Genomic DNA, 23,292 nt, shown 5'->3' with positions numbered 1-23,292 from the left:
CTAGCGCGGCGTGCGGAAGATGAAGCCGCTGGCCGGCGCGATCCACGCGGCCTCGCCGGTGGCGTGCACCGCGGGCGCCGCGGCGCCGCAGCCGGTGAACAGCGTGCGCTCCTCGGCCAGCAGGAACTGGCGCGCGGGCGCGCCCTGATCGGCGGACCCGGCCTGCCGGACGTGCAGCGTCGCACCCGCAAGGCGCAGGGTGTCTCCGGGCTCCGGCGACAGCACGGTGGCATCGGGCCATGCGGATCGAAGCGCATCGAGCGACTCGGCCGATGGCTGCGGGCGCGCCGCGGTCCAGAGCAGCCACTTCACCTGGCCCGGCGCCTCGCTTCGCGCAACGCCATGCGGCGCGGGGTCGATCAATGCCCACTGGCCGCCTTCGCCGCCGACGAAATAGCTGTGATGCGAATCCGGCGCGCCAGCCACGCGCACGACGCGTGCCGACAGCCGCGTGGCGAGGCCGGGCTCGAGCGCGTAGTGCGCATGGCCCTGGCCGTCGGGGTCGATGCGGCCGATTTCCTCGTAGGCGGCTTCTTCGATGTTCACTGCGCGGCGGCCCGAAGGCCCGTCGGCCAGGCGCGGCATGTTCAGCACGATCCGTGTCTGGCTTCGCGCATGGGCCATGCAGGCGGCGGCGCTGCCGAAGCGTGCCAGCTGTTCGAGCGTGCGCCGCGTCACGTTCATCAGCTTGAGGCCGCGGCGCGGATCCGCTGCTTCCGCGGGCTTCAGCCACATGTGCTCCACCGTCTCGCGGCCGTCGGGTTTCACGTCCTGGCCCGCCGGCATCTGTGCAATGAAAAAGCGGGTATCGAAGCGGCGCGGCATGCCGGGCGGCGTGAGCCAGTGGCTGAAATAGGCCAGCCGGTCCATCGCGAGGCGCCAGCCTTGCGCCTCGCACATGGCCAGCAGCGCATCGGTGCCTTGCTCGGCGGCGTGGCGCATGGCTTCGAGCCGGCTCGGCGGCAGCCGGTCGAGTTCGACCAGGCGGTCTTCGGCATCGCTTGCGAACAGGACGCCCGCTTCCTCGAAGCATTCGCGCACCGCGGCGGCGTAGTAGTCGAGGCCGCCATCGGCCACGCCCAGGCGCGCGCTGGCCGCGGCATCGTCCAGGCCCTTGCACATCAGGTGCAGGCGGCGGTCGTGCGTATCGACCACGCCACCCGGAAACACGCTGGCACCGCTGTTCTGGTCATCGGCCTTCTCGGCGCGGCGCAGCAGCAGCACTTCCATGCCGTGGGCGCCGTCGCGCAAGAGGATCAGGGAGGCTGCAACCCGGATGGGGCGCGGCATGGACGGCGCCGGACCCGGCGGGATCGTGGTCGAAGGCTTGGCGCTCATGGGCGCCGATTGTCGGGCCAACACGGGGCCCGGCCGCGACTTTAGTCCTTGGGTGTCAGCTGCCCCGCCGCGCCGCCGGCGCTGGAGTTGGCCGACTTGCCGAGCGAGGCGCCTTCGTTGACCTTGGGCGTGGCCACGGGGCCTTCGGATTTTTTCGTCACCGGTGCCCGCTGGCTCGATGCGGGCCGGACCAGCCGCGGGGTGCGGTCCTGCTTCGACTTCGATGGGCTCATGCATACCTCCTGGCATCTTGCGCCGGTTGCGCCCGGCGCCTGAGCCCACGTTATCGCAGGCACGGCGCGCCGGTGTCGGACAGCCTGCATGCCGGCGTAGGACGCGGCGTGAGAACACGGCGTGAGAACGCCCTAGATCGCGCGCTGGTTCACCCGCTTCGAGAGCTGCTCGGCGCTTTCCCTGCGCTCGCTGTAGCGGTCGACCAGGTAGGCGGCCGCTTCGCGCGTGAGCAGGGTGAACTTCATCAGTTCCTCCATCACGTCGACCACGCGCTCGTAGCAGGCGGAGGGCTTCATCCGCCCGGCTTCGTCGAACTCCAGGAAGGCCTTGGCGACGGACGACTGGTTGGGGATGGTCAGCATGCGCATCCAGCGCCCGAGCACGCGCAGCTGGTTCACCGCGTTGAACGACTGCGAGCCGCCCGACACCTGCATGACGGCCAGCGTCTTGCCCTGCGTGGGCCGCACGGCGCCCACGCTCAGCGGAATCCAGTCGATCTGCGCCTTCATGAGGCCGGTCATGGCGCCGTGGCGTTCGGGCGAGCACCACACCATGCCTTCGGCCCACTGCGCCAGTTCGCGCAGCTGCCGCACCTTCGGATGATCGTCGGGCGCGCTGTCGGGCAGCGGCAGTCCGGCCGGATCGAAGATGCGCGTTTCGCCGCCCATGGCCTGCAGCAGCCGCGCGGCCTCTTCGGTCAGCAGGCGGCTGTAGGAGCGCTCGCGCAGCGAGCCGTACAGCAGCAGGAAGCGCGGCGCATGGTGCGCCGGCGCGGCGCTGGGAAAAAGGCGCTCGGGCGAGGGCCGGTCGAACAGCCCGGCGTCGATGTTCGGAAGCTCAGGCAGCGCGGTCGACACGGCGGCCCTCCGCGTCGATGACCATCTCGCCATCTTCCTTGGTGAACGGCCCTTTTTGCGGCGAGGGCAGGATGTCGAGCACCTCTTCCGAAGGGCGGCACAGCCGCGTGCCGATCGGCGTGGCGACGATGGGTCGGTTGATGAGGATCGGATGCGCGACCATGAAGTCGAGCAGCTGCTCGTCGGACCACTTCGGGTCGTCGAGCCCGAGTTCGTCGTAGGGCGTGCCCTTGCGGCGCAGCAGCGCGCGCGGCGACATGGCCATGGCGGCGAGCAGCTCGCGCAGCGTTTCCTTGTCGGGCGGGGTCTTGAGGTATTCGATGACCCGGGGCTCTTCGCCGCTGTTGCGGATCAGCGCGAGTGTGTTGCGCGAGGTGCCGCACGCGGGGTTGTGAAAGATGGTGATGGAGGAGCTTGTCGATTGCATTCTTGAAATTATGCAACTATTATTGAATTATGGAAGAACAAGACATCGTCAGATCCCTCGCCGCGCTGGCCCAGCCGGTGCGCCTTCAGGTGTTCCGCGCGCTGGTGGTTGCGGGCCCGGCAGGGCTCACGCCCGGCGCGCTGGTCGAGGCGCTCGGCGTGCAGGCCACCAGCCTCTCGTTTCACCTGAAGGAGCTGACCCATTCGGGGCTGGTGACGCAGGAGCGCAGCGGCCGCAACCTGATCTACCGCGCGGCGTTCGAGCAGATGAACGCGCTCATCGGCTACCTCACCGAGAACTGCTGCCAGGGCGAGGCTTGCCTGGCCGGTGCGCCGCAGGCTTGTCCGTGCTGAGAAAAAATCCGTGAGCTCCAGCTCCAGCTCCAGCTCCACCGCCGCCGCCGCGGCATCGTCCGCGCGGCCGCCCGCCATCGGCTTCTTCGAGCGCTACCTCACGGTCTGGGTCGCGCTGTGCATCGTGGTGGGCATTGCGCTGGGCCAGTGGCTGCCGGGCGTGTTCCGCGGCATTGCCGCGCTGGAGGTGGCCAAGGTCAACGTGCCGGTCGGCGTGCTGATCTGGGTGATGATCATCCCGATGCTGCTGAAGATCGATTTCGCGGCGCTCGGGCAGGTGAGGGCGCATTGGCGCGGCATCGGCGTGACGCTCTTCATCAACTGGGCCGTGAAGCCGTTTTCGATGGCGCTGCTGGGCTGGATCTTCATCCGCCATGTGTTCGCGCCGCTGCTTCCGCCGGCGCAGCTCGACAGCTACATCGCGGGTCTGATCCTGCTGGCGGCGGCACCGTGCACGGCGATGGTGTTCGTGTGGAGCCAGCTGTGCAGGGGCGACCCGTACTTCACGCTGTCGCAGGTGGCGCTCAACGACGCGATCATGGTGGTGGCCTTCGCGCCCGTGGTCGCGCTGCTGCTCGGGCTCTCTTCGATCACGGTGCCGTGGGACACGCTCTTGACCTCGGTGGGCCTGTACATCGTGGTGCCCGTGATCATTGCGCAGCTGCTGCGCAGGCATCTGCTCAAGCAGGGCACGGCGCACTTCCAGGCGGTTGCGGCGCGGCTCGGGCCATGGTCGATCTCGGCGCTGCTGCTCACGCTGGTGCTGCTGTTCGCCTTCCAGGGCGAAGCCATCATCCGGCAGCCGCTGGTGATCGCGCTGCTCGCGGTGCCGATCCTCATCCAGGTGTTCCTGAACTCGGGGCTGGCCTATGTGCTCAACCGCAGGCTGGGCGTGGCGCACTGCGTGGCCGGCCCGTCGGCGCTGATCGGCGCGAGCAATTTCTTCGAGCTCGCGGTGGCCACGGCCATCAGCCTGTTCGGCTTCCAGTCGGGCGCCGCGCTGGCCACGGTGGTGGGCGTGCTGATCGAAGTGCCGGTGATGCTGCTGGTGGTGGCGGTGGTCAACCGGTCGCAGGGTTGGTACGAAAGAGGCGCGCGGACCGCTTGACGGCCATGGGTTGAAGAGGCGCTGGCGCTGCCCCTGCAGGGCGTGTTCTCCGACATGGCCGGGGCGGCTTTGGGGCCATGATCCGGCCAACCCGCTCGTTCCATGCAGCAGCGCCCATGAAGATCGCGACCTTCAACGTCAACGGCGTCAACGGCCGGCTTCCGCTCCTGCTGGAGTGGCTGGCCGAGTCCCGTCCGGACGTGGCCTGCCTGCAGGAGCTGAAATCGCCGGACCAGAATTTTCCCGCCGCGGCAATCCGCGAGGCGGGCTACGGCGTGGTGTACCACGGCCAGCGCGCATGGAACGGCGTGGCCATTCTGGCGCGCGGAAGGGAGCCGATCGAAACCGGCCGCGGGCTAGACGGAAACTCCGACGACAGCCAGAGCCGCTATCTCGAAGCGGTGGTGGGCGGCGTGATCGTCGGCTGCCTGTACCTGCCCAACGGCAATCCGCAGCCCGGCCCCAAGTTCGACTACAAGCTCGAATGGTTCGAGCGGCTGAATGCCCATGCGCGCCTTCTCTTCGGCTGCGGCATGCCGGCGGTGCTGGCCGGCGACTTCAACGTGGTGCCCACCGATGCGGACATCTACAACCCGGCTTCATGGCGCGACGACGCCTTGCTGCAGCCGGAAAGCCGCGCGGCCTTCGCCCGCCTGCTGAAGCAGGGATGGACCGACGCGATCCGTGCGCGCCATCCCGACGAGGCGATCTACACCTATTGGGACTACTGGCGCAACCGCTGGCCGCGCAATGCCGGCCTGCGCATCGACCACCTGCTGCTCAACCGCGAACTCGCGCCCCTCTTGGCCGATGCGAACGTGGACCGCGAGGTGCGCGGGCGGCCCGGGGCGAGCGACCACGCGCCGGTCTGGGTCGAGCTCGACATGCCGGCAGGCTGATCAGGGAGGATTGTGGACGAAAGAGTTACATTTACGCACTCATCGAGCAGCCTGAACAACGTGCCCCCTTTCCCGCGAGATCCACTCCAGTGACCATCGGAACAACGGCAGATGCCTGCTTTCCCGGCTTCGATGACGGGTTCGTCATGGCCTTCCAGCCGATCGTGGATTTCGAGCGGCGCGAAGTCTTCGCGCACGAAGCCTTGGTGCGCGGCACGTCGGGAGAGGGCGCCTTCGAGGTTCTTTCGCGCGTGAATCCGCGGCACCGTTTTGCATTTCACGAGGCGTGCCGGGTGAAAGCCATCGAGACCGCCTCCGCACTGGGCATGGAGACGCGGCTGAGCCTCAACATTCTGCCCAACGACGTGGCCGGGCGGCAGGACGAGTGCTTTCATACCGCCATGGTGGCCGCGCAGCGCTGCAATTTTCCGGTGAACCACCTGATGTTCGAGATCACCGAAGGCGAACGCGTGGCCGACCTGCCCGCGCTGGCGGCGGTGTTCCGCGCTTACAAGGACTACGGCTTCACCTCCGCCATCGACGACTTCGGCGCCGCCTATGCGGGCTTCGAGCTGCTGGCCGGCTTCCAGCCCGACGTGGTGAAGATCGACATGGGCCTGGTGCGCAACATCCACAACGACCCGGTCCGGCTCAGCATCGTGAAAGGCTTCGTGGGCACCTGCGACGAGCTCGGCATCCGGGTGGTGGCCGAAGGCGTCGAGGCTTCGCAAGAGGTTCACGCGCTCCGGGCGCTGGGCGTGGACCTGTTCCAGGGCTACCTGTTCGCGAGGCCCGGCATCGCGATGCTGCCAGCCGTGGCGTGGGACGCTGCCTGAGGCGCCGCCTCACGCATTGCTGGTTGCACGGACCTCCTCGATGGTGGTCTGCCCCGACAGGACCTTGTCGATGCCGTCCTGGCGCAGGGTGCGCATGCCTTCGCGCATTGCGGCTTCCTGCAGTTCCTCGGCGCGGGCGCCGCTCTGCACCAGGCGGCGCAGCGTCCTGGAGATCACCATCAGTTCGTGAATGCCCACGCGGCCGCTGAAGCCGGTGTTGTCGCAGTGGGTGCATCCGGGGCTCGCAAAGGCCAGCAGCTGGCCGTCGCGGCTGTGGTGGCCGTGCCAGGTGCTGCGCACGGCCTCGCGTTCGGTCGGCGCCTCCTGCCCCGCGAACGCGTGCATGTAGTCGGCCAGCAGCTCCTCGATCTCCTCGGGGCGCATGGGGCGGCTCTGGACGCAACGGCTGCACAGGCGGCGCACCAGCCGCTGCGCGAGCACCGCGAGCAGCGAGTCCGCGAAGTTGAAGGGATCCATTCCCATGTCCAGCAGCCGCGTCACGGTTTCGGGTGCGCTGTTGGTGTGCAGCGTGGAAAGCACCAGGTGGCCCGTGAGCGAGGCCTCGATGGCCGTACGGGCCGTTTCCTCATCGCGGATCTCGCCGACCATGATCACGTCCGGATCGGCGCGCACGAAGGCCCGCAGCGCCTTGGCAAAGGTCCAGTCGATGCGCGGGTTCACCTGCACCTGGCGCAGGCCGGGCTGGGTGATTTCGATCGGATCTTCGGCGGTCCAGATCTTTCGCTCCGGCGTGTTGATGTGCATCAGTGCCGAATGCAGCGTGGTGGTCTTGCCCGAACCCGTGGGCCCGACGCACAGCACCATGCCGTAGGGGCGCTCCACGGCCTTGGTGAGCTCCGAGAGATTGCGCGGCGAAAGCCCGAGCTTGTCGAGCGCAACAGGCTTGGCCGAAGCCAGGATGCGCATCACCACGTCTTCCAGCCCGTTGGCAGTGGGAATGGTGGCCACGCGCAACTCGATGCGGTGCTGCGGCGAATATTTGGCGAAATTGATCTTGCCGTCCTGGGGCTTGCGCTTTTCGCTGATGTCCAGGTCGCACATGATCTTCACGCGCGCTACCACCGCGTTGCGGTAGCTGGCCGGCAGCTCCAGGTGGGTGTGCAGCCGCCCATCGCGGCGAAACCGGATGCGGGTCTTTTCCTTGCCCGGATAGCTTTCGATGTGGATGTCCGACACGCCTTCGCGGTGCGCGTCCACGATCATGCTGTTGATCATGCGCACCAGCGAGTTGTCCGATTGCTCGATGCCTTCTTCCTCGACGGCCGGCGCGGGACGCTCCTTCTCGAGGGTGACCAGCAGGTCGCTGGTGCCGGTGCCGGCTCCGGTGCCGGCGCTGCCCATGTCGAAGTCGAGCGGCCGCGAGGGATCGTGGACGATGGTCGGGTCGGCCGACTCGGTGCCGATCTTGCCGTAGGCCTTGTAGAGCACGGTGTCCAGCACCAGGCATTCGCCGATCACCGGCACCACCTTCTTCTGGCTGATGAACTCCACTTCGTCGACGGCCGCGTGGCGGCTGGCCGGATCGTCCATCGCGAGGATGAGGCGTCCCTCATGGACCATGAGCGGCATCACCTGCAGGCGCCGCGCGACGCCATGGCTGATGGTGCGCAAGGCGTCCACGGCAACCGGAAACTCGTGCAGGTTCACGAGCGGATAACCCATCTTGCGCACCAGCGCGGTCTGCAGCTGGGCCCGCGTCACCACGCGCCATGCGCACCAGGGTTTCGCCCAGCGGCACGCTGCGGTCGAGCTGCTGCTGTGCCAGGCCGGCGCGCAGCTGCTCTTCGTTGAGCAGGCCCAGGGCCATGAGGGCCTGGCCGATGCGCAGGATCGGCATGTGGCTCTGAACCTCCAGTGCGTGCAGCAATTGCTCGGGCGTGACGATTTCGGTGGGGGACATGAAGTGATTTCTCCTGTGAGGAGGATTCTGAGGCCGCCCGGGCGGGCTTGTCAGCAGGGATGCGCCCGCTGCCGCGCACGAACGCATGCGCAACGGCTACCAAAGTTCTCAATCGGAGAAGCCGAAGGTGTTGCGCCCCGCGGCCTTTGCGCGATAGAGCGCGGCGTCGGCGCGCGCCAGCAGATCGGCGGCGCCGACCGGGGCGTCGGCCGCCTGGTGGAAGGCGATGCCGATGCTGGTCGTGACCTTCAGGCTGCGGCCGTCCACCTCGAAGGCGGCGGTGCCGACCTGCTGGACGATCTTGCGCGCGACGGCCACGGCGGCTTCCCGCGTGTGCACGCTCTCCAGCACGACCACGAACTCGTCGCCGGCCAGGCGCGCCACGGTGTCGGTGGTTCGCACGCTGGCCAGCAGGCGCCGCGCATATTCCCCCAGCACGCCGTCCCCGGTGGCATGGCCGAGCGTGTCGTTGATGGTCTTGAAGTGATCCACATCGAGAAACAGCACCGCCAGCGCATGGCCCGAACGCTGCGCGCGGGCGATGGCGCCGGGCAGGAACTCGTTGAAGGCGAGCCGGTTCGCGAGCCCGGTGAGCGTATCCACCCGTGCCAGGTCGCTCAGCTTGCGCTCCACCGCCTTCAACGCGCTGATGTCCAGGCTCAGCGAAAAGATGCCGCGCGTGCTGCCGTCGGGGCCGATGTCGGGCACGTAGCTCACGCGGGTGGTTCGGTCGACACCCTGGGTCCGGGTCTGCGCCTCGAACTCCACGCGCTCGCCCGCCAGCGCATGCGCGATCATGGGCTTGCGCGAGAGATAGAGTTCGGGGCCCGCGACCTCGCTCAAGTGGCGGCCCAGGATGCCGGCGGGTTCCACGCCGAGCCATTCGCGGTAGGTGGCATTGGCAAAGGTGATCTTCTCGTCGCGGTCGATGTAGGTGATGAGTGCCGGCAGGTTGTCGGTGATGGTGCGCAGGCGCCTTTCGCTCTCGGCCTGCCGCAGCTCCGCCCGCTTCAGCGCCGTGATGTTGAAGGTCATGAGATAGAAGCCGACGAGCTTGTTGGCCTGCAGGTCCACGTCGGCCACCAGATTGACCTGGAAATAGCCATCCTTTCCATCGAACGGCGCCTGGATCGGAAAGCGCACCGACTTGCCCTCGCGCACCAGCGGAAGATAGGGCCGGATCTGCCCGTGCACCGCCTTGCCCAGGGCCGAGCGCAGGGTGACGCCGTCGAGCGGGCCGTCGCCCAGGCCGGCCATTCGCCTGGCCCGGCTGTTGACGAAGAGGCAGTTCTCCTTGCTGTCGAAGTAGCCCACCAGCGCCGGGATGCTGTCGGTCACGTCGCGCAGGCGCTTCTCCTGTTCGGTCAGGGCCTTGCGTATGTTCACCTCGTCGGTGATGTCGAAGGTCATGGCGAACACCCCCTGCACCACGCCGTCCGCGTCCCGGTCGGGGATGTAGTGGGCCTTGAAGGTCCGGTTGCCGATGCCCAGCGCGGGATCGCCGGCTTTCTCGATGACCACCGTTTCGCCGGCCAGCGCGTGCTCGTACGCGGACGCCACCACCGCGAAATCCGAGGGGCCGCGAACCTCCGGCATCGATTGGCCAATCAGCGCCTTGTCCGTGTGCAGCGCCCTGATCTGTGCGTTGACGAAGGTGTACCTGAGAGACGAATCGACGTGCGAGACCAGGGCAGGGATGTTGTCCGCAATGACACGAACCTGGGCTTCGCTGTGGGCCAGGCTGAATTCGATTCGCTTGCGCTCGGTCACGTCGGAGGCCATGGCGTAGTAGCCGCGAATCTGGCCGGCCTGGTCGCGGTCGGGAATGAGTTCGGTCTGGAAGTAGCGGTCTTCATCGCCGTGCTCGGCCTTGCCCCGGCTTTCGAAGCTGACGGCCTCGCCGGCCAGCACGCGCCGGACGGCGGCATCCACCGCTTCATCGTCGCCGATGTTCTGCGCCGTGCGGCCGATCAGCTGGGCCGCGCCGCGGTCGAACTTCCTGCACAGCGAGGCGTTCACGAAGGTGTAGCGGCCCTGCGCATCCACATGCGACACCATCGCGGGGAGGTTGTCGGTGATGTCGCGCAGGAACTTCTCGCTCGATTTGCGCTGCCGCATCAGCGTGTCGAAGGTGCGCGCGATGTCGCCGATCTCGTCGTGCGGATAGGTGCGCGGCACGGCCGTTTCCAGGGCCGGGTTGTCCACGTCGAGCATATGCCGGTGCAGATGCGTGAGCGGCCTGAGCTGCCGGCGCACCAGGCCCATTGCAATGGCCCCCGCGAACATCGCGAGCACCACGGTGCCGATCCAGGCCGAACGCTCGATGGCGCCGACCCGTGCGAATGCCTCCGCGCTCGGATACATGGACCCCAGCACCCAGTTCGTCTGCTGGACGCGCTTGAAGGCATACAGGCCGTGCACGCCGGCATGGTTGACGCCTTCGGCCGCGCCTTCGTAGCCTTCGATCGGACGTTCGATCTCGGGATTGCCCACCCCCTTCAAGCCCGTCTGGTTGATGATGCGCTCGGTACGCGGATGATCGATCACGACACCTTCCGTGCTGGTGATGAACAGATAACCCGTTTCGCCGAACTTCACGTCGGCGAGCTCGCCCAGGATGTTGCGGTCGTTCAGGTTGAGGGCGCCCGAGATCACGTACCTCACATGGCCGGCGGCATCCTGCACCGGTTCGGTCATGGCAATCTGCGCCAGGCCGCTCAGACGGTTGAGATAGGGTTCGGAGATTACGCCGGCCCGCGAGGCGATCGTTTGCTGGAAGTACGGGCGGTCCTTGATGTTCACCCTGCCGGGCTGCTGCGCTCCGTTCAAGCTGGCGATCAGGTCGCCGTCGGCCGTGAAGAACGCAACGTTGCTGAAGGCTTTGCGAAGCGATGGATGCCGCTCGAGGAAGGCCTGCAACGCCGCCGCATCCGGGAATTCGTTCGATGCCACGCTGTCGGCGAAGGTCTCCAGCAGGGTGCGGCGGCTGACGAACTTCTGGCCTACCGTGTTTGCAATGGCCGACAGGCGCGCGAACGTTTCGCTTTCGATCGAGGCCTTCATGCTGGTCTTGACCAGCTGCAGGGCAACCGTCGCAATGGCGAAGGTGGCCGCCAACACCACCGCGGCAACGCCGAGGCTCAAGCGAGTGTTCAGGCTGATGCGGATGTTCCGAAGACCAGGTAAGTTCATTGGCATGGACGTGCATCGCGAGGGGTCCGCGCTGCGCATGTAGTGTGTCAGATGCGGAGCTCGCCCCGCTTCGCGCAATCCCCCATGGCCCGCGCGGCAACGGCGCGCCTCACATCTCCTCGCGCTTGAGCAGGTAGTCGAGCGGGCCGACACGGAACCATCGGTAGCCGTAGGGCTCCAGAAGCATGCAGTGCTTCCCCTTCGAGTTGGCGCGGCTGTGCGCGTTCGAGAGCAGGTTGATCAGCTGCCCGCCATGCCTGCCGAGTGTCCTGGCCCCGAGCTTTATCTCCAGCGGACTGTCGCCCAGGTTGTGGACGAAGACCGCCGCGTTGCCTCGCCATTCGTAGCGCATGACGAGCACCGCGCGCTCCTCGTTCGGAATCACCTCGAAGTCGCCCCATCCGATCTCGGGCACTTCCTTTCGCATGCGAAAGACGCGCTCCATCCAGTTGAGCATCGAATCGGGATCGCGCCGCTGCGCCGCCACGTTCACGTGCTCGAAACCATACGCGCCGCCCGTGATCACCGGAAGCACCGGCTTCGATGAGGTGGTGAATCCGCCCTGGCGCTCGTTGGACCACTGCATGGGCGTGCGCGCGCAGTTGCGCTCCGGCAGGCTCAGGTCGTCGCCCATGCCGATCTCGTCGCCGTAGCGGATCACCGGCGTGCCGGGCAATGTGAGCATCAGGCTGTAGGCCAGTTCGAGGCGCCGCCGGTTGCCGCCGAGCATCGGTGCCAGCCTGCGGCGTATGCCGCGGTCGTACAGCTGCATGTCCTTTTCGGGGCCGAAGGCGGCGAACACGCGCTGGCGCTGCGATGCCCGCAGGCGCCCCAGGTCGAGCTCGTCGTGGTTGCGCAGGAATATGCCCCATTGCGATGTAGCAGGACGCGCCCTGGTGGCCTCGAGCGCCTTGGCCAGCGGCCGCGAGTCGCCGACAGCCATCGCGTAGAACAGGTTCTGGTTGACCGGAAAGTTGAACATCATGTGAAGCCGCTCGCCTTCGTCGCCGAAGTAGGCCATGTTGGTCCTGGGCAGCACGTTGGCCTCGGCAAGAATGATGGCATCGCCGCGGCGCCATTGGAGCAGCTCGCGGAACTGCCGCAGCATGTCGAACTTCTCCGTCGGGCGCACGACCCTCGCGCCCTTCGCGCCGATCACGAAAGGCACGGCGTCCATGCGAAAACCGGACACGCCCATCTGGGTCCAGAAGCCCATGATCTTCAGGATCTCCGCCTGCACTTCGGGGTTGGCCGTATTCAGGTCGGGCTGGAATTCATAGAAGCGGTGGAAGTACCAGCGCCTGGCGGTCTTGTCGAAGGTCCAGGTCGATTTCTGCACGCCCGGGAAAACCACGCCATCGGTGTAGCGGGGCGGCTTCCTGTCGGACCATACGTACCAGTTGTGATATTTTGAGTTCCGGTCCTTGTGCGCCTGCTGGAACCACGGGTGCTGGTCCGAGGTGTGGTTCACCACCAAGTCCATCAGCACGCGCATGCCCAGGCGCGAAGCCGAATGCGTGAATTCGACGAAGTCGCCGAGCGTGCCGAAGCGGGGATCGACGTTGTAAAAGTCCGAAACATCGTAGCCGTCGTCCCGCCCCGGCGAAGGATGGAAGGGCATCAGCCACAAGGTGGTGACACCCAGGCCGTGAAGATACTCCAGCCGCCGTGTCAGCCCCTCGAAGTCGCCGCAGCCGTCGCCGTTGGAGTCCATGAAGGTTCCTACGGAGAGGCAATACACCACGGCGTTTTTGTACCAAAGGTCGTTGATCATGCCGGGGAACCTCCTGAAGATCGGAACCTCGCAAACACGGAACACACGAAAGGAAACTCGATGTCGGCCGATGCTTGGTGGAAGAACGGAATCGTCTATCAGATCTATCCGCGTTCGTTCCAGGACAGCGATGGAGACGGCATCGGCGACCTGCGCGGCATCCGCAAGCGGCTCGATTATCTGGTCGAGCTTGGCGTGGATGCCGTCTGGATATCGCCGATCTACCCCTCACCAATGGCCGACTTCGGGTACGACATATCCGACTACTGCAACATCGATCCGCGCTTCGGCACGCTCGAAGACTTCGATGCGCTCGCGGCGGAATGCGGGGCGCGCGGGCTTGAAGCTGGTGCTGGACTTCGTGCCCAACCACACCTCCGACCAGCACCCGTGGTTCGTGCAGAGCCGCGCCTCGCGTACCAGCCCCAAGCGCGACTGGTATCTCTGGCGCGACCCGGCGCCGGATGGCGGCCCGCCGAACAACTGGCTCAGCAATTTCGGCGGTCCGGCATGGACCTTCGACGAAGCGAGCGGCCAGTACTACTGCCACTCCTTCCTGAAGGAACAGCCCGACCTCAACTGGCGCAATCGCGAGGTGCGCGAGGCGATGTACGAGGTGCTGCGCTTCTGGCTGCGGCGCGGGGTGGATGGCTTTCGCATCGACGTGCTGTACCACCTCGTCAAGGACGACCAGTTCCGCGACAACCCGCCGAACCCGTCCTTCCAGCCGGGGCAGGACCCCTCGCACCAGCTGCTTGCGCTCTACACGACGGACCGCCCCGAGATGCAGGAGATCGTCGCCGAGTTGCGCCGCGTGGTCGATGCGTTCAGCGACGAGGCGTCGGCCAGGGTACTGATCGGCGAACTCTATCTTCCGCTCGAGCGGCTCATGGCCTACTACGGACTCACGTCCGAAGGCCTGCTGCAGGGCGTGCAACTGCCGTTCAACTTCCAGCTCATCGCGGCGCCGTGGCATGCCGTCGAGATCGACCGCATCGTGCGCACCTACGAAGCCGCATTGCCACATGGCGCGGCGCCCAACTGGGTGCTCGGCAACCACGACAAGCCGCGCATCGCGAGCCGCGTGGGCCAGGAGCGCGCGCGGCTCGCGGCGATGCTGCTCCTGACGCTGCGCGGCACACCCACGCTCTATTACGGCGACGAGATCGGCCTGACCGACGTTCCCATTCCGCCCGGCGAAGTGCAGGACCCGTTCGAGAAGAACGAACCAGGCAAGGGCCTCGGGCGCGATCCGCAGCGCACGCCCATGCAGTGGAGCCGCGCGCATGCCGCGGGCTTTACCGACGGCACGCCATGGCTGCGCCTTGGCGGCGACTGGGGCATGCGCAACGTGGAGTCGCAGCTGGCCGATCCGGCCTCGATGCTGCAGCTCTACAAGCGGCTCATCGCGCTGCGTCGCCACGAGTCCGCGCTGCACGAAGGAAGCCATGAGCAACTCGATGCGGGCGCCGACGTGCTGGCCTATGCAAGAACGTCTGGAACAAGGCGGCTGATCGTGCTGCTGAACTTCGCCACCGCCGAGACCAGGGTGGACCCCGAACTGCTGCCAGCGGAAGTGGTGGTGCTGGCCTCGACCCACACGGAGCGGACCGGAACGGTGGCTGGCGAGCTGGTGCTGCAGCCGCTCGAAGGCGTGATCGTCACGCACTGAGCAGCCTGAGCAGTGCGTGAAGGGCGCGGTTACTGGCCCGATGGATAGGTTTCAGGAACCTCCGCGTCCATTGCTGCCGCATCGCGCTCCAGCGGTTCGACCGCGCGGCTGCGGTCGAAGTGCAGCAGTGCATCGAACTGCACCGGCAGCCGCGCGAAGAAATAGTGGCTCTGCCGTTCGGTCTCGGGCCGGTAGATGACGCCGATGGCGCGCTCGAGCCGCGGCTCCCGCAACGCGAAGAAGTGGCTTCCCTCGCCGCGCAGGGGCAGCATGAAGCGCTCGAGGCCGGTCTCGTGCATGAGGCCCTCGTAGCTGTCGGCGCGCGCTGGAACCACCTGCTTGCGTTCGGCGGCTGCGCCCCAGTCGGAGGCCGCCATCACGGTGCCGGTATGCGTGGTGCAGCCCACCAGCACCGCATCGCGGCCCTGGCGTTCGCGCACCAGCTGGCCGACGTTGAGTTCCCCGCGCTGCTCGCCCATCTCGGTGGCGCGCGCATCGCCCAGGTGCGAGTTGTGCGCCCACACCACGATCTTCGGACGTTCGCTCGCGCGCCATAGGTGGCGCTCGATCTCGCCCAGCGTTTCCACCATGTGGCGGTCGCGCTGGTTCCAGGAGGACACGTCGCTCAGGTACATCGAGCGGTAGTAGGCCTCGGCGTTCTTGATCAGGCGCGCGTTCTGCTCGGCATTGAAGGCATCTTCCTCGTTGCTCGCGTTGCCGCTGCGCCATGCGTCGGCGGCGGCGCGGCGCATCTCGACCAGCATGTCGACCACCTCCCGCTGGCATGAAGGCGTGTTGCCGACGCCGGCCATCAGACCGTAGACCTGCCCGCCATCGCCGAAGCGGTCGAAGCATCCGTAGTGCTCGCGGGCGCTGCGCGCCGCCTCGGGGTCGGTGCGGTCGAAGTAGGCGAGCACCGCTTCTATGGAGGCGTGCAGGCTGTAGAGGTCCAGCCCGTAGAAGCCGGTCTTTCCCTGCGGCGGACCCGCGTCGTTGAAGGCGCGCTGCCATTCGACGAAGCTTGCGACGTCCTCGTTGCGCCACATCCAGGTCGGGAAGCGCCGGAAGCCCGCGAGCGCGTCGCGCGCATTGGCATCGTCGCCGGCGCCCCGCACATAACGGTTCACGCGATAGGCATCGGGCCAGTCGCCTTCGATGGCCACCGCGTTGAAGCCTTTCTCGGCCAGCAGGCGCCGCGTGATGTCCGCGCGCGCGGCGTAGAAATCGTGCGTGCCGTGCGAGGCTTCGCCGAGCAGCACGTAGTGCGCATCGCCGATCAGCTCGAGCAGGGCGTCATGGTCGGTGGAAGATCCGTCCATCGGATGCGCCGCAATGCCCAGCGCCTCTGCCTCCTTCGAAGTATGGGGTGGTTTCATCGTCAATGTCCTCACGCTGGAAGCGCGCCATGATGATTGGCGTCTTCGATCAGGCTGCAGACTTCCTCGTCGCTCGTCTGCGAAAAATCCAGGTACCAGCGGCCCACGCCGAGGAAGGGCTCCGGTGTTTCGGCGCAGACCACGTCGTCCGCTTCCTCGCGCAGCAGCGCGCAGGCTTCGGTCGATGCGACGGGGGTGGCAACCACGACACGTGCCGGTGACTGCCGGCGCACTGCGCGAACGGCCACGCGCATCGTCGAACCGGTGGCAAGGCCGTCGTCCACCAGGATGGCGATGCGGCCATGCAGGTCGGGCGCAGGCCGATTGCCGCGGTAGGTGTGCTCGCGCCGTTCGAGCTCGTATTGCTCGTTGCGTACGACTTCGTCGACTTCCTTCGCGCCGATGCCGAGTTCGCGCACGAGGTCATTGTCCAGCACCCGCTCGCCGCCGCCCGCAATGGCACCCATGGCGAACTCCTCGTGCCCCGGCACGCCCAGCTTGCGCACCACCAGCACGTCGAGCGGGGCGTGCAGCGCCTTGGCCACTTCGTACGCCACCGGCGTGCCGCCGCGCGGCAGGGCCAGCACGATCACATCCGGCCTTTTGGCATAGCTTGCCAACCTCCGGGCGAGCGCGCGGCCTGCCTGCTGCCGGTTTCTGAAAGACTCGAACGCCATTTTCTCGAATGTCCTTGCGGCCACCTTATTTCTTGCTGGCGCACGGTGGCTGTAGGGGGATGCTCACATCGGCGTAGGCGTGAACTGCCAACAGTCGTCTGGAAGCGAGGCGGTTGGCAACGGGTCGCGCTGTAAACAGGTGGTGTTCGCCTCCAAACGCGCAATACGAGTACCCGTCAGGTTCCAGCCCCCAACCCACCCCGCCCGCGCCGCTCCGCCTCCCGCCATGCATTCACGATCAGTTCCCGCGCCTTCGGATGCTCGGGGTCGGTAACCACCCATTCGGGGTATGCATGCGGAAGGCTGGCCGCGGTCACGCGGATCGCGTCGAACTCGATGGGGGAGAGCGGCGCGGCCGCGCCGGCGCGGTGGGTCAGGGTCTTGCGCAGGCCCGCCTTCCATGCATCCGGCAGGTGATCGACGGCGGGCAGGAGCGCCAGCGCGATGTGCGCGGCGCGCGGGCTCAGGGCTGCGGCGTCGGCGCGCAGGCGCGCGAGGCACTCGGTGCCGCTCATCTTTCACCTCCGGAGCACATGCTGCGCGCCTCGCTCAGGCGGCCTGGATCTCGATGCGCCGCGGCTGGGCGTGTTCGGCCTTGGGAATGCGCAGCTTCAGCACGCCCTGCGAAAGCTCGGCCGAGATGGCGTTGGTGTCGAGCTCCTTGCTGAGCGTGAAGACGCGGCGAAAGCGTGCCAGGCCCACCTCCGTGTGGCTCGATTCCAGTCCCTCGGGCACCGAGAGCCCGGACTCGGCGTCGATGGTCAGCGTGTCGGAGGCGACTTGCAGGCTGAGCTTGTCGCGCGAGACGCCCGGCAGGTCGGCAAAGAGCGTGATGCCGCCGCTGTCCTCGACCACGTCCACCGGCGGAGTGAGCGCGGCGTCGCTGTAGCGCGAGCTGTCGTCCTTGCGCGCGAGCTCCTTCGATTCGGCCACGCGAGGCGAAGTGGTGGTGCTTTTTTCCATGATCGTCTCTCCTTTCTTCATCGTTTCGCCGTCATCACTGAACGGAAATGCGCCGGGGCTGCGAAGAAGCGCGGCGCTGCACGGTGATGTGCAGCACGCCGTCGCGGTACTTGGCGGTCACGGCGTCGGGGTCGGCATCGTCGGGCAGCGTGAGCACGCGGCGGAACGAGCCCTCGAAGCGCTCGTTGATGTGCACGGCTGCCTTGGCGTTGGACCCGGGCAGGTTGTTGATGCGCTGGCCGGCAATGGTGAGCAGGCCGCGCTCCAGGTTGACTTCGAGGCTGGACGGGTCGACGCCGGGCGCGAACGCGTAGACCTCCACGGTCTTGGGCGTGCCGCCGATGTTCAGGGCCGGAAAGCCGTTGCGGCCGAAGCCCCGGATGGTCGGAGACAGATCGAAGGCCTGCTGCATCTCGCGCTGCAGGCGATCCATCTCTGCAAACATGTCGCGCGGAAACAAGGATCGGTACATGGCGAAACCTCCATTGAAGAACAAGTTGAACGGTGCGCCGCAGGCGTGCATCTCCAGCGCTTCCGATCAGCGAAATAGGTGCTGGCGGCGGGGTTTCAAGAGGGGGATGCCCGCAGCGGAAAACCGATCGCTCGAGCACTATGAGAGCAGGCGTTGCGATTGAAAAAACTCGGCTCCGGGTCTCTTGAACGTGCGCTGGGCGGACCTAGATCGATCCTCGTCGAAATCGTCAATCGCCATTCCAGACCTGAAGGAGATTTGTCATGCCGATGGACCTGCTCAAGCAGATTGCCGCATCCCGCCTGCCCATGTCTTTCCGCACGCCCAAGGAGATCGACGAGGTCAGGATCCTTCGCCAGGCGGGGCTCGTGATTGCATTGATTCCGGCGCCGGCCGATCCCCTGAAGCTGGCGGGCAGCGAGCCCGCGGCGCAGGTGCTGGCCATCACCGAAAAAGGACGCGAGGAACTCGCGCGGATCCGCTATCCGGGCGAGTTGCCGCAGACAAAACGCCGCCACCCAGGCCTGAAGAACTGGCTTGGCGGCAAGCGCTTCGGACATGCATTGCAGCAAGTCTTACCTGCGCGCGGCCACGACTCCCATTCCACCCGAGGCTTGTAGGCTGCATCCTTCCTGAACATGCGCGCAAATCCATGCCGCCGGATGCATGGGTCCGCGCTGAATCCGATTCGCTCATGCAATCGAAAGAATTCATCAGGAGACAGACATGGACTTCGAAGGCATCTACTGCTTTGACACGGCGGCCGTCCGCTTCGCGATCTACCCGGACGGCCACGATGGTGCACGGATCATCGGGCAGATTTCAGAGGAAACCCTGCACGACGTGTTCGGTACCCGGAACCTGGGCGACCGCCTGCTGGAAACCTGCAGGGCGCACTTCGATGTCATTGGCGCCGCCGCGCTCAAGCGGTACCGCGCGAACCCGAACCAGCCCATCGTCCTGACCGTGGACGACTTTTCTCGGCGCATCCCTCCAAGATCCGGGGGCGCGCAAGCCGCGTTGCGGCCGACGCCGCTTGCAGCCTGAAATGAGCCGCGCGCGGTGCGCGGCCATTTTTCGTCCCTGATCGCGTTATGGGCAACTCTCCGACACGGCAAGGGGGTTTAAGCCTTACCCGCTGCGCGCGGATTCTTTGCAAATTGTGTGCTCAGGCCTTGTAGATGCCGAAAGCGTGTTCCGTTGGACACCCGGTCGCTGGCCTTCATGCAAGCAAGGAACACCGGTGCCAGTGACCCAACTGCTTTCAGAGCCTGAGGCGCAAGACGCCTACCTGTTCCGCGAAGGAACGCATTCCCGCCTGTACGACCTCCTGGGTTGCCATCTTCTGAAGGAGGGCGGCGCGCGCTTCGCGGTGTGGGCGCCCAACGCGGAATCGGTGGCGGTGGTCGGCGACTGGAACCATTGGTCCGGCGATGCCGATCCGCTGGCCCCGTCCGCGGACGGCACGGGCATCTGGCTGGGCCGCGCACCCCATGCGGCGCCGGGCCAGGCCTACAAATACCGCATTCGCTCGCGCTTTGGTGGCTACGTGGTCGACAAGGCCGATCCGTTCGCGTTCTGCGCCGAGCTGCCGCCCGCCACGGCTTCGCGCGTCTGCGAACTTTCCTACGACTGGAGCGACGCCGAATGGATGGCCACGCGGGCCGCGCGCAATGCGCTCGATGCGCCGATGTCGGTCTACGAGGTGCACCTGGGCTCATGGCGGCGCCGCGATGGCCGGTTCATGGGCTACCGCGAGATCGCGCATGAACTCGCGGCCTACATGAAGGACATGGGCTTCACGCACGTGGAGCTCATGCCCGTGACGGAGCATCCCTTCTACGGCTCCTGGGGCTACCAGACCACCGGCTACTTTGCGCCCACGTCGCGCTTTGGCTCTCCGCAGGACTTCATGTACCTGGTCGATCATCTGCACCAGAACGGCATCGGCGTGCTGCTGGACTGGGTGCCTTCGCACTTTCCGACCGACGAGCACGGGCTCGCGTACTTCGACGGCACGCACCTCTACGAGCATGCTGATCCGCGCCAGGGCTTTCACCCGGAGTGGAACTCCAGCATCTTCAACTACGGCCGCGCGGAGGTGCGCAGCTTCCTGGTGTCGTCGGGCCTGTTCTGGCTCGACAGGTACCACCTCGACGGGCTGCGCGTCGACGCGGTCGCGTCCATGCTCTACCTCGACTATGCGCGGCAGCACGGCGAATGGATTCCCAACCGCCACGGCGGCCGCGAGAACCTCGAAGCGATCGACTTTCTGCGTACGCTGAACCGCGCCGTCTACCGCGAGCACCCCGACACGATCACGGTAGCCGAGGAATCGACCGCCTGGCCGCGCGTCTCGCGGCCGACCGACATGGACGGGCTGGGCTTCGGCGAGAAATGGAACATGGGCTGGATGCACGACGTGCTTGCCTACATGAAGGAAGAGCCCATCCACCGCAAGTACCACCACCACAAGATGACCTTCTCGCTGGTGTATGCGTTCCACGAGAACTTCGTGCTGCCGCTGTCGCATGACGAAGTGGTGCACGGCAAGGGCTCGCTGCTCGGCAAGATGCCGGGCGACCAATGGCAGCAGTTCGCCAACCTGCGCGCACTGTTCGGCTTCATGTGGGCGCACCCGGGCAAGAAACTGCTGTTCATGGGGGGCGAGTTCGGCCAGCGGCGCGAGTGGACGCACGACGGCGAGCTCGAATGGTGGGTCTGCGATCTCGAAGGGCACGGCGGCCTGCAGCGGCTGGTGGCGCAGCTCAACCGCGTGTACCGCGGCGCGCCCGCGCTCTACCAGCAGGATTTTTCCGCATCGGGTTTCGAATGGATCGCGGCCGACGACGCCGAGGCCAGTGTGTTCGCCTTCCTGCGCAAGCCTCGCGACGGCCATCCGCCGCTGCTGGTGGTTAGCAACATGACGCCGGTGCCGCGCACCAACTACCTCTTGGGCGTGCCGCTGCCAGGCTTCTGGAGCGAGCTCGTCAACACCGATGCCGTCGAGTTCGGCGGCGCGGGCTGGGGCAACCTTGGCGGCGTCGAGGCCGCGCCCGTGCGTTCGCATGGCCGCATGCACTCGGTATGCATGACCCTGCCGCCGCTGTCCACGCTGATTCTCGAGCACCGGCCATCATGAAGAAACTGTTCGCAACCTCCCAGGCGTCCGCGTCTTCCGTGGTGCCCGACGTGCGCGATGGCAACCGGCGCGCGGTCATCGATGCCGTGCTGCCGTCGGTGGACAACGGCCGCTTCGCAGTCAAGTGCATCGTCGGCGAAAGGGTGCAGGTGAAGGCGCACTGCTTCACCGACGGCCACGACGTGCTGCGCGTGCAGCTGTGCTGGCGTCCGCACGGCAAGAACGAGTTCCGCGAAGTGCCGATGAAGCCGCTCGTCAACGACGTGTGGGAGGCATCGTTCGCGCCGCCGGCGCTCGGGCGCTACCTCTACACCGTGGTGGCCTGGGTCGATCCCTTCGAGTCGTGGCGCCATGAAATGACGCGCCGCGTGGACCCCGACGATGTGCGCATCGCATCGCAGGTGGGCGCGCTGGAGGTGGCCGGCGCGGCCGAGCGGGCCGAGGGTGCGGACCGGCAGGCGCTCGCCAACTGGGCTACCGAGCTCGATGCCGTGGCCGCCGACCCCGGGGCGGATGTGTCGGCGCTCAAGGCGCTGGCGCTGGACGAAGAGCTTGCGATGCTGGCGCGCCGGCATCCCGACCGGCGGCACGAGGTGCGCTTTTCTCTCGAGCTGCCGCTGGAGGCCGAACGCGAGCGCGCGCGCTTCAGCACCTGGTACGAACTGTTCCCGCGCTCGGCCAGTGCCACACCCGGCGTGCACGGCACCTTCAAGGACGTGGAGGCCCGGCTGCCGGCAATCGCGGCCATGGGCTTCGACGTGCTCTACTTTCCGCCGATCCATCCCATCGGCCGCCTGCAGCGCAAGGGCCCCAACAACGCATTGGCCGGCGGCGCCGACGACGTCGGCAGCCCCTGGGCCATCGGCGCGGCCGAGGGCGGCCACAAGGCCATTCTTCCGGCGCTGGGCACGGCGGAAGACTTTCGCCGCCTCTGCGCGCAGGCCGCCTCGCACGGCCTGGAGGTTGCGCTGGACATCGCCTTCCAATGCGCGCCCGACCATCCCTATGTGAAGGCGCACCCCGACTGGTTCCGCTGGCGCCCCGACGGCAGCGTGCAGTACGCGGAGAACCCGCCCAAGAAGTACCAGGACATCTATCCCTTCAACTTCGAGAGCGAGGACTGGCGCGGCCTGTGGGCCGAGCTGCGCAGCGTGATCGAGCACTGGATCGGCGAGGGCGTGCGCATCTTCCGCGTCGACAACCCGCACACCAAGGCCTTCGCGTTCTGGGAATGGACCATCGGCGAGATCCGGCGCGAGCACCCGGAGGTGATCTTCCTTGCCGAGGCCTTCACGCGGCCCAAGGTGATGCACCGGCTGGCAAAGCTGGGCTTCTCGCAGTCCTACACCTACTTCACCTGGCGCAACACCAAGCAGGAGCTCATCGAGTACTTCACCGAGCTTTCCACGCCGCCGGGCGTGGACTACTTCAGGCCCAACGTGTGGCCCAACACGCCCGACATCCTGCACGAGCAGTTGCAGGGCGGCGAAGCCTCGGTGTACATGGCGCGGCTGGTGCTTGCCGCCACGCTGTCGGCCAACTACGGCATCTACGGGCCGGCCTACGAACTGCGCCAGCACCGGCCGCGCTCGCCCGGCAGCGAGGAATACCTCGATTCCGAAAAGTACCAGCTGCGCCACTGGAACCACGACGACCCCGACAGCCTGGCGCCGTTCATCACCCGGGTGAACCGCATCCGCCACGAGAACCCGGCGCTGCACCGGGACCGCGGCCTGCGCTTCCTGCGGATCGACAACGAGCAGTTGCTGGCCTATGCCAAGGTGTCGGAGAGCGGCGACAACGTGGTGGTGACCGTGGTCAACCTCGATCCGCACAACGTGCAGTCGGGGTGGCTCGAATTCGATCCGGAGAGCGTGGGCGTCGATCGTTCGCGCGCATTCCAGATGCACGACCTGCTCAGCGGTCAGCGCTTCACCTGGCAGGGCGGCTGGCACTACGTCAAGCTCGATCCGCACAGCGTGCCCGCGCACATCTTCGTCGTGAGGCGGCGCCACGGCGACGAGCGCGACTTCGACTACTTCCTGTGAGGC

At 66.7% G+C, this 23,292-nt stretch carries 20 protein-coding genes and 2 pseudogenes; 10 read left to right on the top strand and 12 right to left on the bottom strand.

Features of this window, described 5'->3' with window-relative positions:
* From QFZ47_RS28795 to arsC, 4 genes are all read right to left on the bottom strand, one after another.
* Positions 1-1,338, bottom strand: a complete 1,338-nt coding sequence (locus QFZ47_RS28795; protein WP_307658869.1) for an NUDIX hydrolase — start codon at positions 1,336-1,338, stop codon at positions 1-3.
* A 41-nt stretch (positions 1,339-1,379) separates the two neighbouring features.
* Positions 1,380-1,571 (bottom strand): hypothetical protein, encoded by a 192-nt coding sequence (locus QFZ47_RS28790; RefSeq protein WP_307658868.1) that lies wholly within the window; start codon positions 1,569-1,571, stop codon positions 1,380-1,382.
* A gap of 132 nt (positions 1,572-1,703) precedes the next feature.
* Positions 1,704-2,462 (bottom strand): arsenical resistance protein ArsH, encoded by a 759-nt coding sequence (gene arsH, locus QFZ47_RS28785; protein ID WP_307658867.1) that lies wholly within the window; start codon positions 2,460-2,462, stop codon positions 1,704-1,706.
* Positions 2,410-2,856 (bottom strand): arsenate reductase (glutaredoxin), encoded by a 447-nt coding sequence (gene arsC, locus QFZ47_RS28780; RefSeq protein ID WP_307658866.1) that lies wholly within the window; start codon positions 2,854-2,856, stop codon positions 2,410-2,412. The genes arsH and arsC overlap by 53 nt, the downstream gene beginning before the upstream one ends.
* 29 nt (positions 2,857-2,885) lie before the next feature.
* Between arsC and QFZ47_RS28775 the strand changes: the two genes are divergently transcribed.
* From QFZ47_RS28775 to QFZ47_RS28760, 4 genes are all read left to right on the top strand, one after another.
* Positions 2,886-3,209, top strand: a complete 324-nt coding sequence (locus QFZ47_RS28775) for an ArsR/SmtB family transcription factor (protein ID WP_307658865.1) — start codon at positions 2,886-2,888, stop codon at positions 3,207-3,209.
* A gap of 10 nt (positions 3,210-3,219) precedes the next feature.
* Positions 3,220-4,317, top strand: a complete 1,098-nt coding sequence (arsB, locus tag QFZ47_RS28770; RefSeq protein WP_307658864.1) for an ACR3 family arsenite efflux transporter — start codon at positions 3,220-3,222, stop codon at positions 4,315-4,317.
* Positions 4,318-4,433: 116 nt separating this feature from the next.
* Entirely contained in the window at positions 4,434-5,216 is a 783-nt protein-coding gene (locus QFZ47_RS28765) for an exodeoxyribonuclease III (RefSeq protein WP_307658863.1), read from the top strand.
* Between the two features lie 89 nt (positions 5,217-5,305).
* A complete protein-coding gene (locus tag QFZ47_RS28760; RefSeq protein WP_307658862.1) occupies positions 5,306-6,052 on the top strand; it encodes an EAL domain-containing protein in 747 nt (248 codons plus the stop codon).
* A 9-nt stretch (positions 6,053-6,061) separates the two neighbouring features.
* Here the strand turns inward: QFZ47_RS28760 and QFZ47_RS28755 are convergent.
* The 3 genes and pseudogenes from QFZ47_RS28755 to QFZ47_RS28745 form a co-directional block, all read right to left on the bottom strand.
* Positions 6,062-7,973: pseudogene (locus QFZ47_RS28755) on the bottom strand (GspE/PulE family protein).
* Positions 7,974-8,081: 108 nt separating this feature from the next.
* Positions 8,082-11,165, bottom strand: coding sequence for a sensor domain-containing diguanylate cyclase (locus QFZ47_RS28750; RefSeq protein WP_370880653.1), 3,084 nt, complete (start codon positions 11,163-11,165; stop codon positions 8,082-8,084).
* A gap of 109 nt (positions 11,166-11,274) precedes the next feature.
* Entirely contained in the window at positions 11,275-12,939 is a 1,665-nt protein-coding gene (locus tag QFZ47_RS28745) for an alpha-amylase family protein (RefSeq protein ID WP_307658860.1), read from the bottom strand.
* A gap of 60 nt (positions 12,940-12,999) precedes the next feature.
* Between QFZ47_RS28745 and QFZ47_RS28740 the strand changes: the two are divergent.
* Positions 13,000-13,221, top strand: a pseudogene (locus QFZ47_RS28740) (alpha-amylase family glycosyl hydrolase); the annotation flags it as partial.
* A 25-nt stretch (positions 13,222-13,246) separates the two neighbouring features.
* Positions 13,247-14,611, top strand: a complete 1,365-nt coding sequence (locus QFZ47_RS28735; RefSeq protein ID WP_307658859.1) for an alpha-amylase family glycosyl hydrolase — start codon at positions 13,247-13,249, stop codon at positions 14,609-14,611.
* 29 nt (positions 14,612-14,640) lie between these two features.
* Here QFZ47_RS28735 and QFZ47_RS28730 read toward each other — a convergent pair whose 3' ends face one another.
* From QFZ47_RS28730 to QFZ47_RS28710, 5 genes are all read right to left on the bottom strand, one after another.
* Positions 14,641-15,987: an erythromycin esterase family protein gene (locus tag QFZ47_RS28730; RefSeq protein ID WP_307658858.1), complete on the bottom strand. Its 1,347-nt coding sequence runs from the start codon at positions 15,985-15,987 to the stop codon at positions 14,641-14,643.
* Between the two features lie 11 nt (positions 15,988-15,998).
* Entirely contained in the window at positions 15,999-16,664 is a 666-nt protein-coding gene (locus QFZ47_RS28725; RefSeq protein ID WP_307658857.1) for a phosphoribosyltransferase, read from the bottom strand.
* Between the two features lie 176 nt (positions 16,665-16,840).
* On the bottom strand, positions 16,841-17,179 hold the full coding sequence (locus QFZ47_RS28720; RefSeq protein ID WP_307658856.1) for a hypothetical protein: 339 nt from the start codon (positions 17,177-17,179) through the stop codon (positions 16,841-16,843).
* 34 nt (positions 17,180-17,213) lie between these two features.
* Entirely contained in the window at positions 17,214-17,627 is a 414-nt protein-coding gene (locus tag QFZ47_RS28715; RefSeq protein WP_307658855.1) for an Hsp20/alpha crystallin family protein, read from the bottom strand.
* Between the two features lie 34 nt (positions 17,628-17,661).
* A complete protein-coding gene (locus QFZ47_RS28710; protein ID WP_307658854.1) occupies positions 17,662-18,099 on the bottom strand; it encodes an Hsp20/alpha crystallin family protein in 438 nt (145 codons plus the stop codon).
* A 263-nt stretch (positions 18,100-18,362) separates the two neighbouring features.
* Here QFZ47_RS28710 and QFZ47_RS28705 point away from each other — a divergent pair, with 263 nt between their 5' ends.
* The 4 genes from QFZ47_RS28705 to QFZ47_RS28690 all read left to right on the top strand — a co-directional run bounded on the left by QFZ47_RS28705 (position 18,363) and on the right by QFZ47_RS28690 (position 23,289).
* The gene (locus QFZ47_RS28705) at positions 18,363-18,719 is read left to right on the top strand and encodes a hypothetical protein (RefSeq protein ID WP_307658853.1); all 357 of its coding nucleotides are present in this window, start codon (positions 18,363-18,365) and stop codon (positions 18,717-18,719) included.
* Between the two features lie 106 nt (positions 18,720-18,825).
* Complete coding sequence (locus QFZ47_RS28700) at positions 18,826-19,146, top strand: hypothetical protein (protein ID WP_307658852.1); 321 nt, start codon at positions 18,826-18,828, stop codon at positions 19,144-19,146.
* A gap of 196 nt (positions 19,147-19,342) precedes the next feature.
* Entirely contained in the window at positions 19,343-21,241 is a 1,899-nt protein-coding gene (gene glgB, locus QFZ47_RS28695) for a 1,4-alpha-glucan branching protein GlgB (protein WP_307658851.1), read from the top strand.
* Positions 21,238-23,289 carry an alpha-1,4-glucan--maltose-1-phosphate maltosyltransferase gene (locus QFZ47_RS28690; protein WP_307658850.1) on the top strand — a complete coding sequence of 684 codons (2,052 nt, stop codon included), beginning with the start codon at positions 21,238-21,240 and terminating at the stop codon, positions 23,287-23,289. The genes glgB and QFZ47_RS28690 overlap by 4 nt, the downstream gene beginning before the upstream one ends.
* Positions 23,290-23,292 lie beyond the last annotated feature (3 nt).

Source organism: Variovorax paradoxus (genome assembly GCF_030815975.1).
In the GTDB taxonomy this organism is placed as follows: domain Bacteria; phylum Pseudomonadota; class Gammaproteobacteria; order Burkholderiales; family Burkholderiaceae_C; genus Variovorax; species Variovorax paradoxus_N.
Note: the sequence above shows the minus strand (reverse complement) of the source record. Positions and strands in the feature narration are given on the sequence as shown.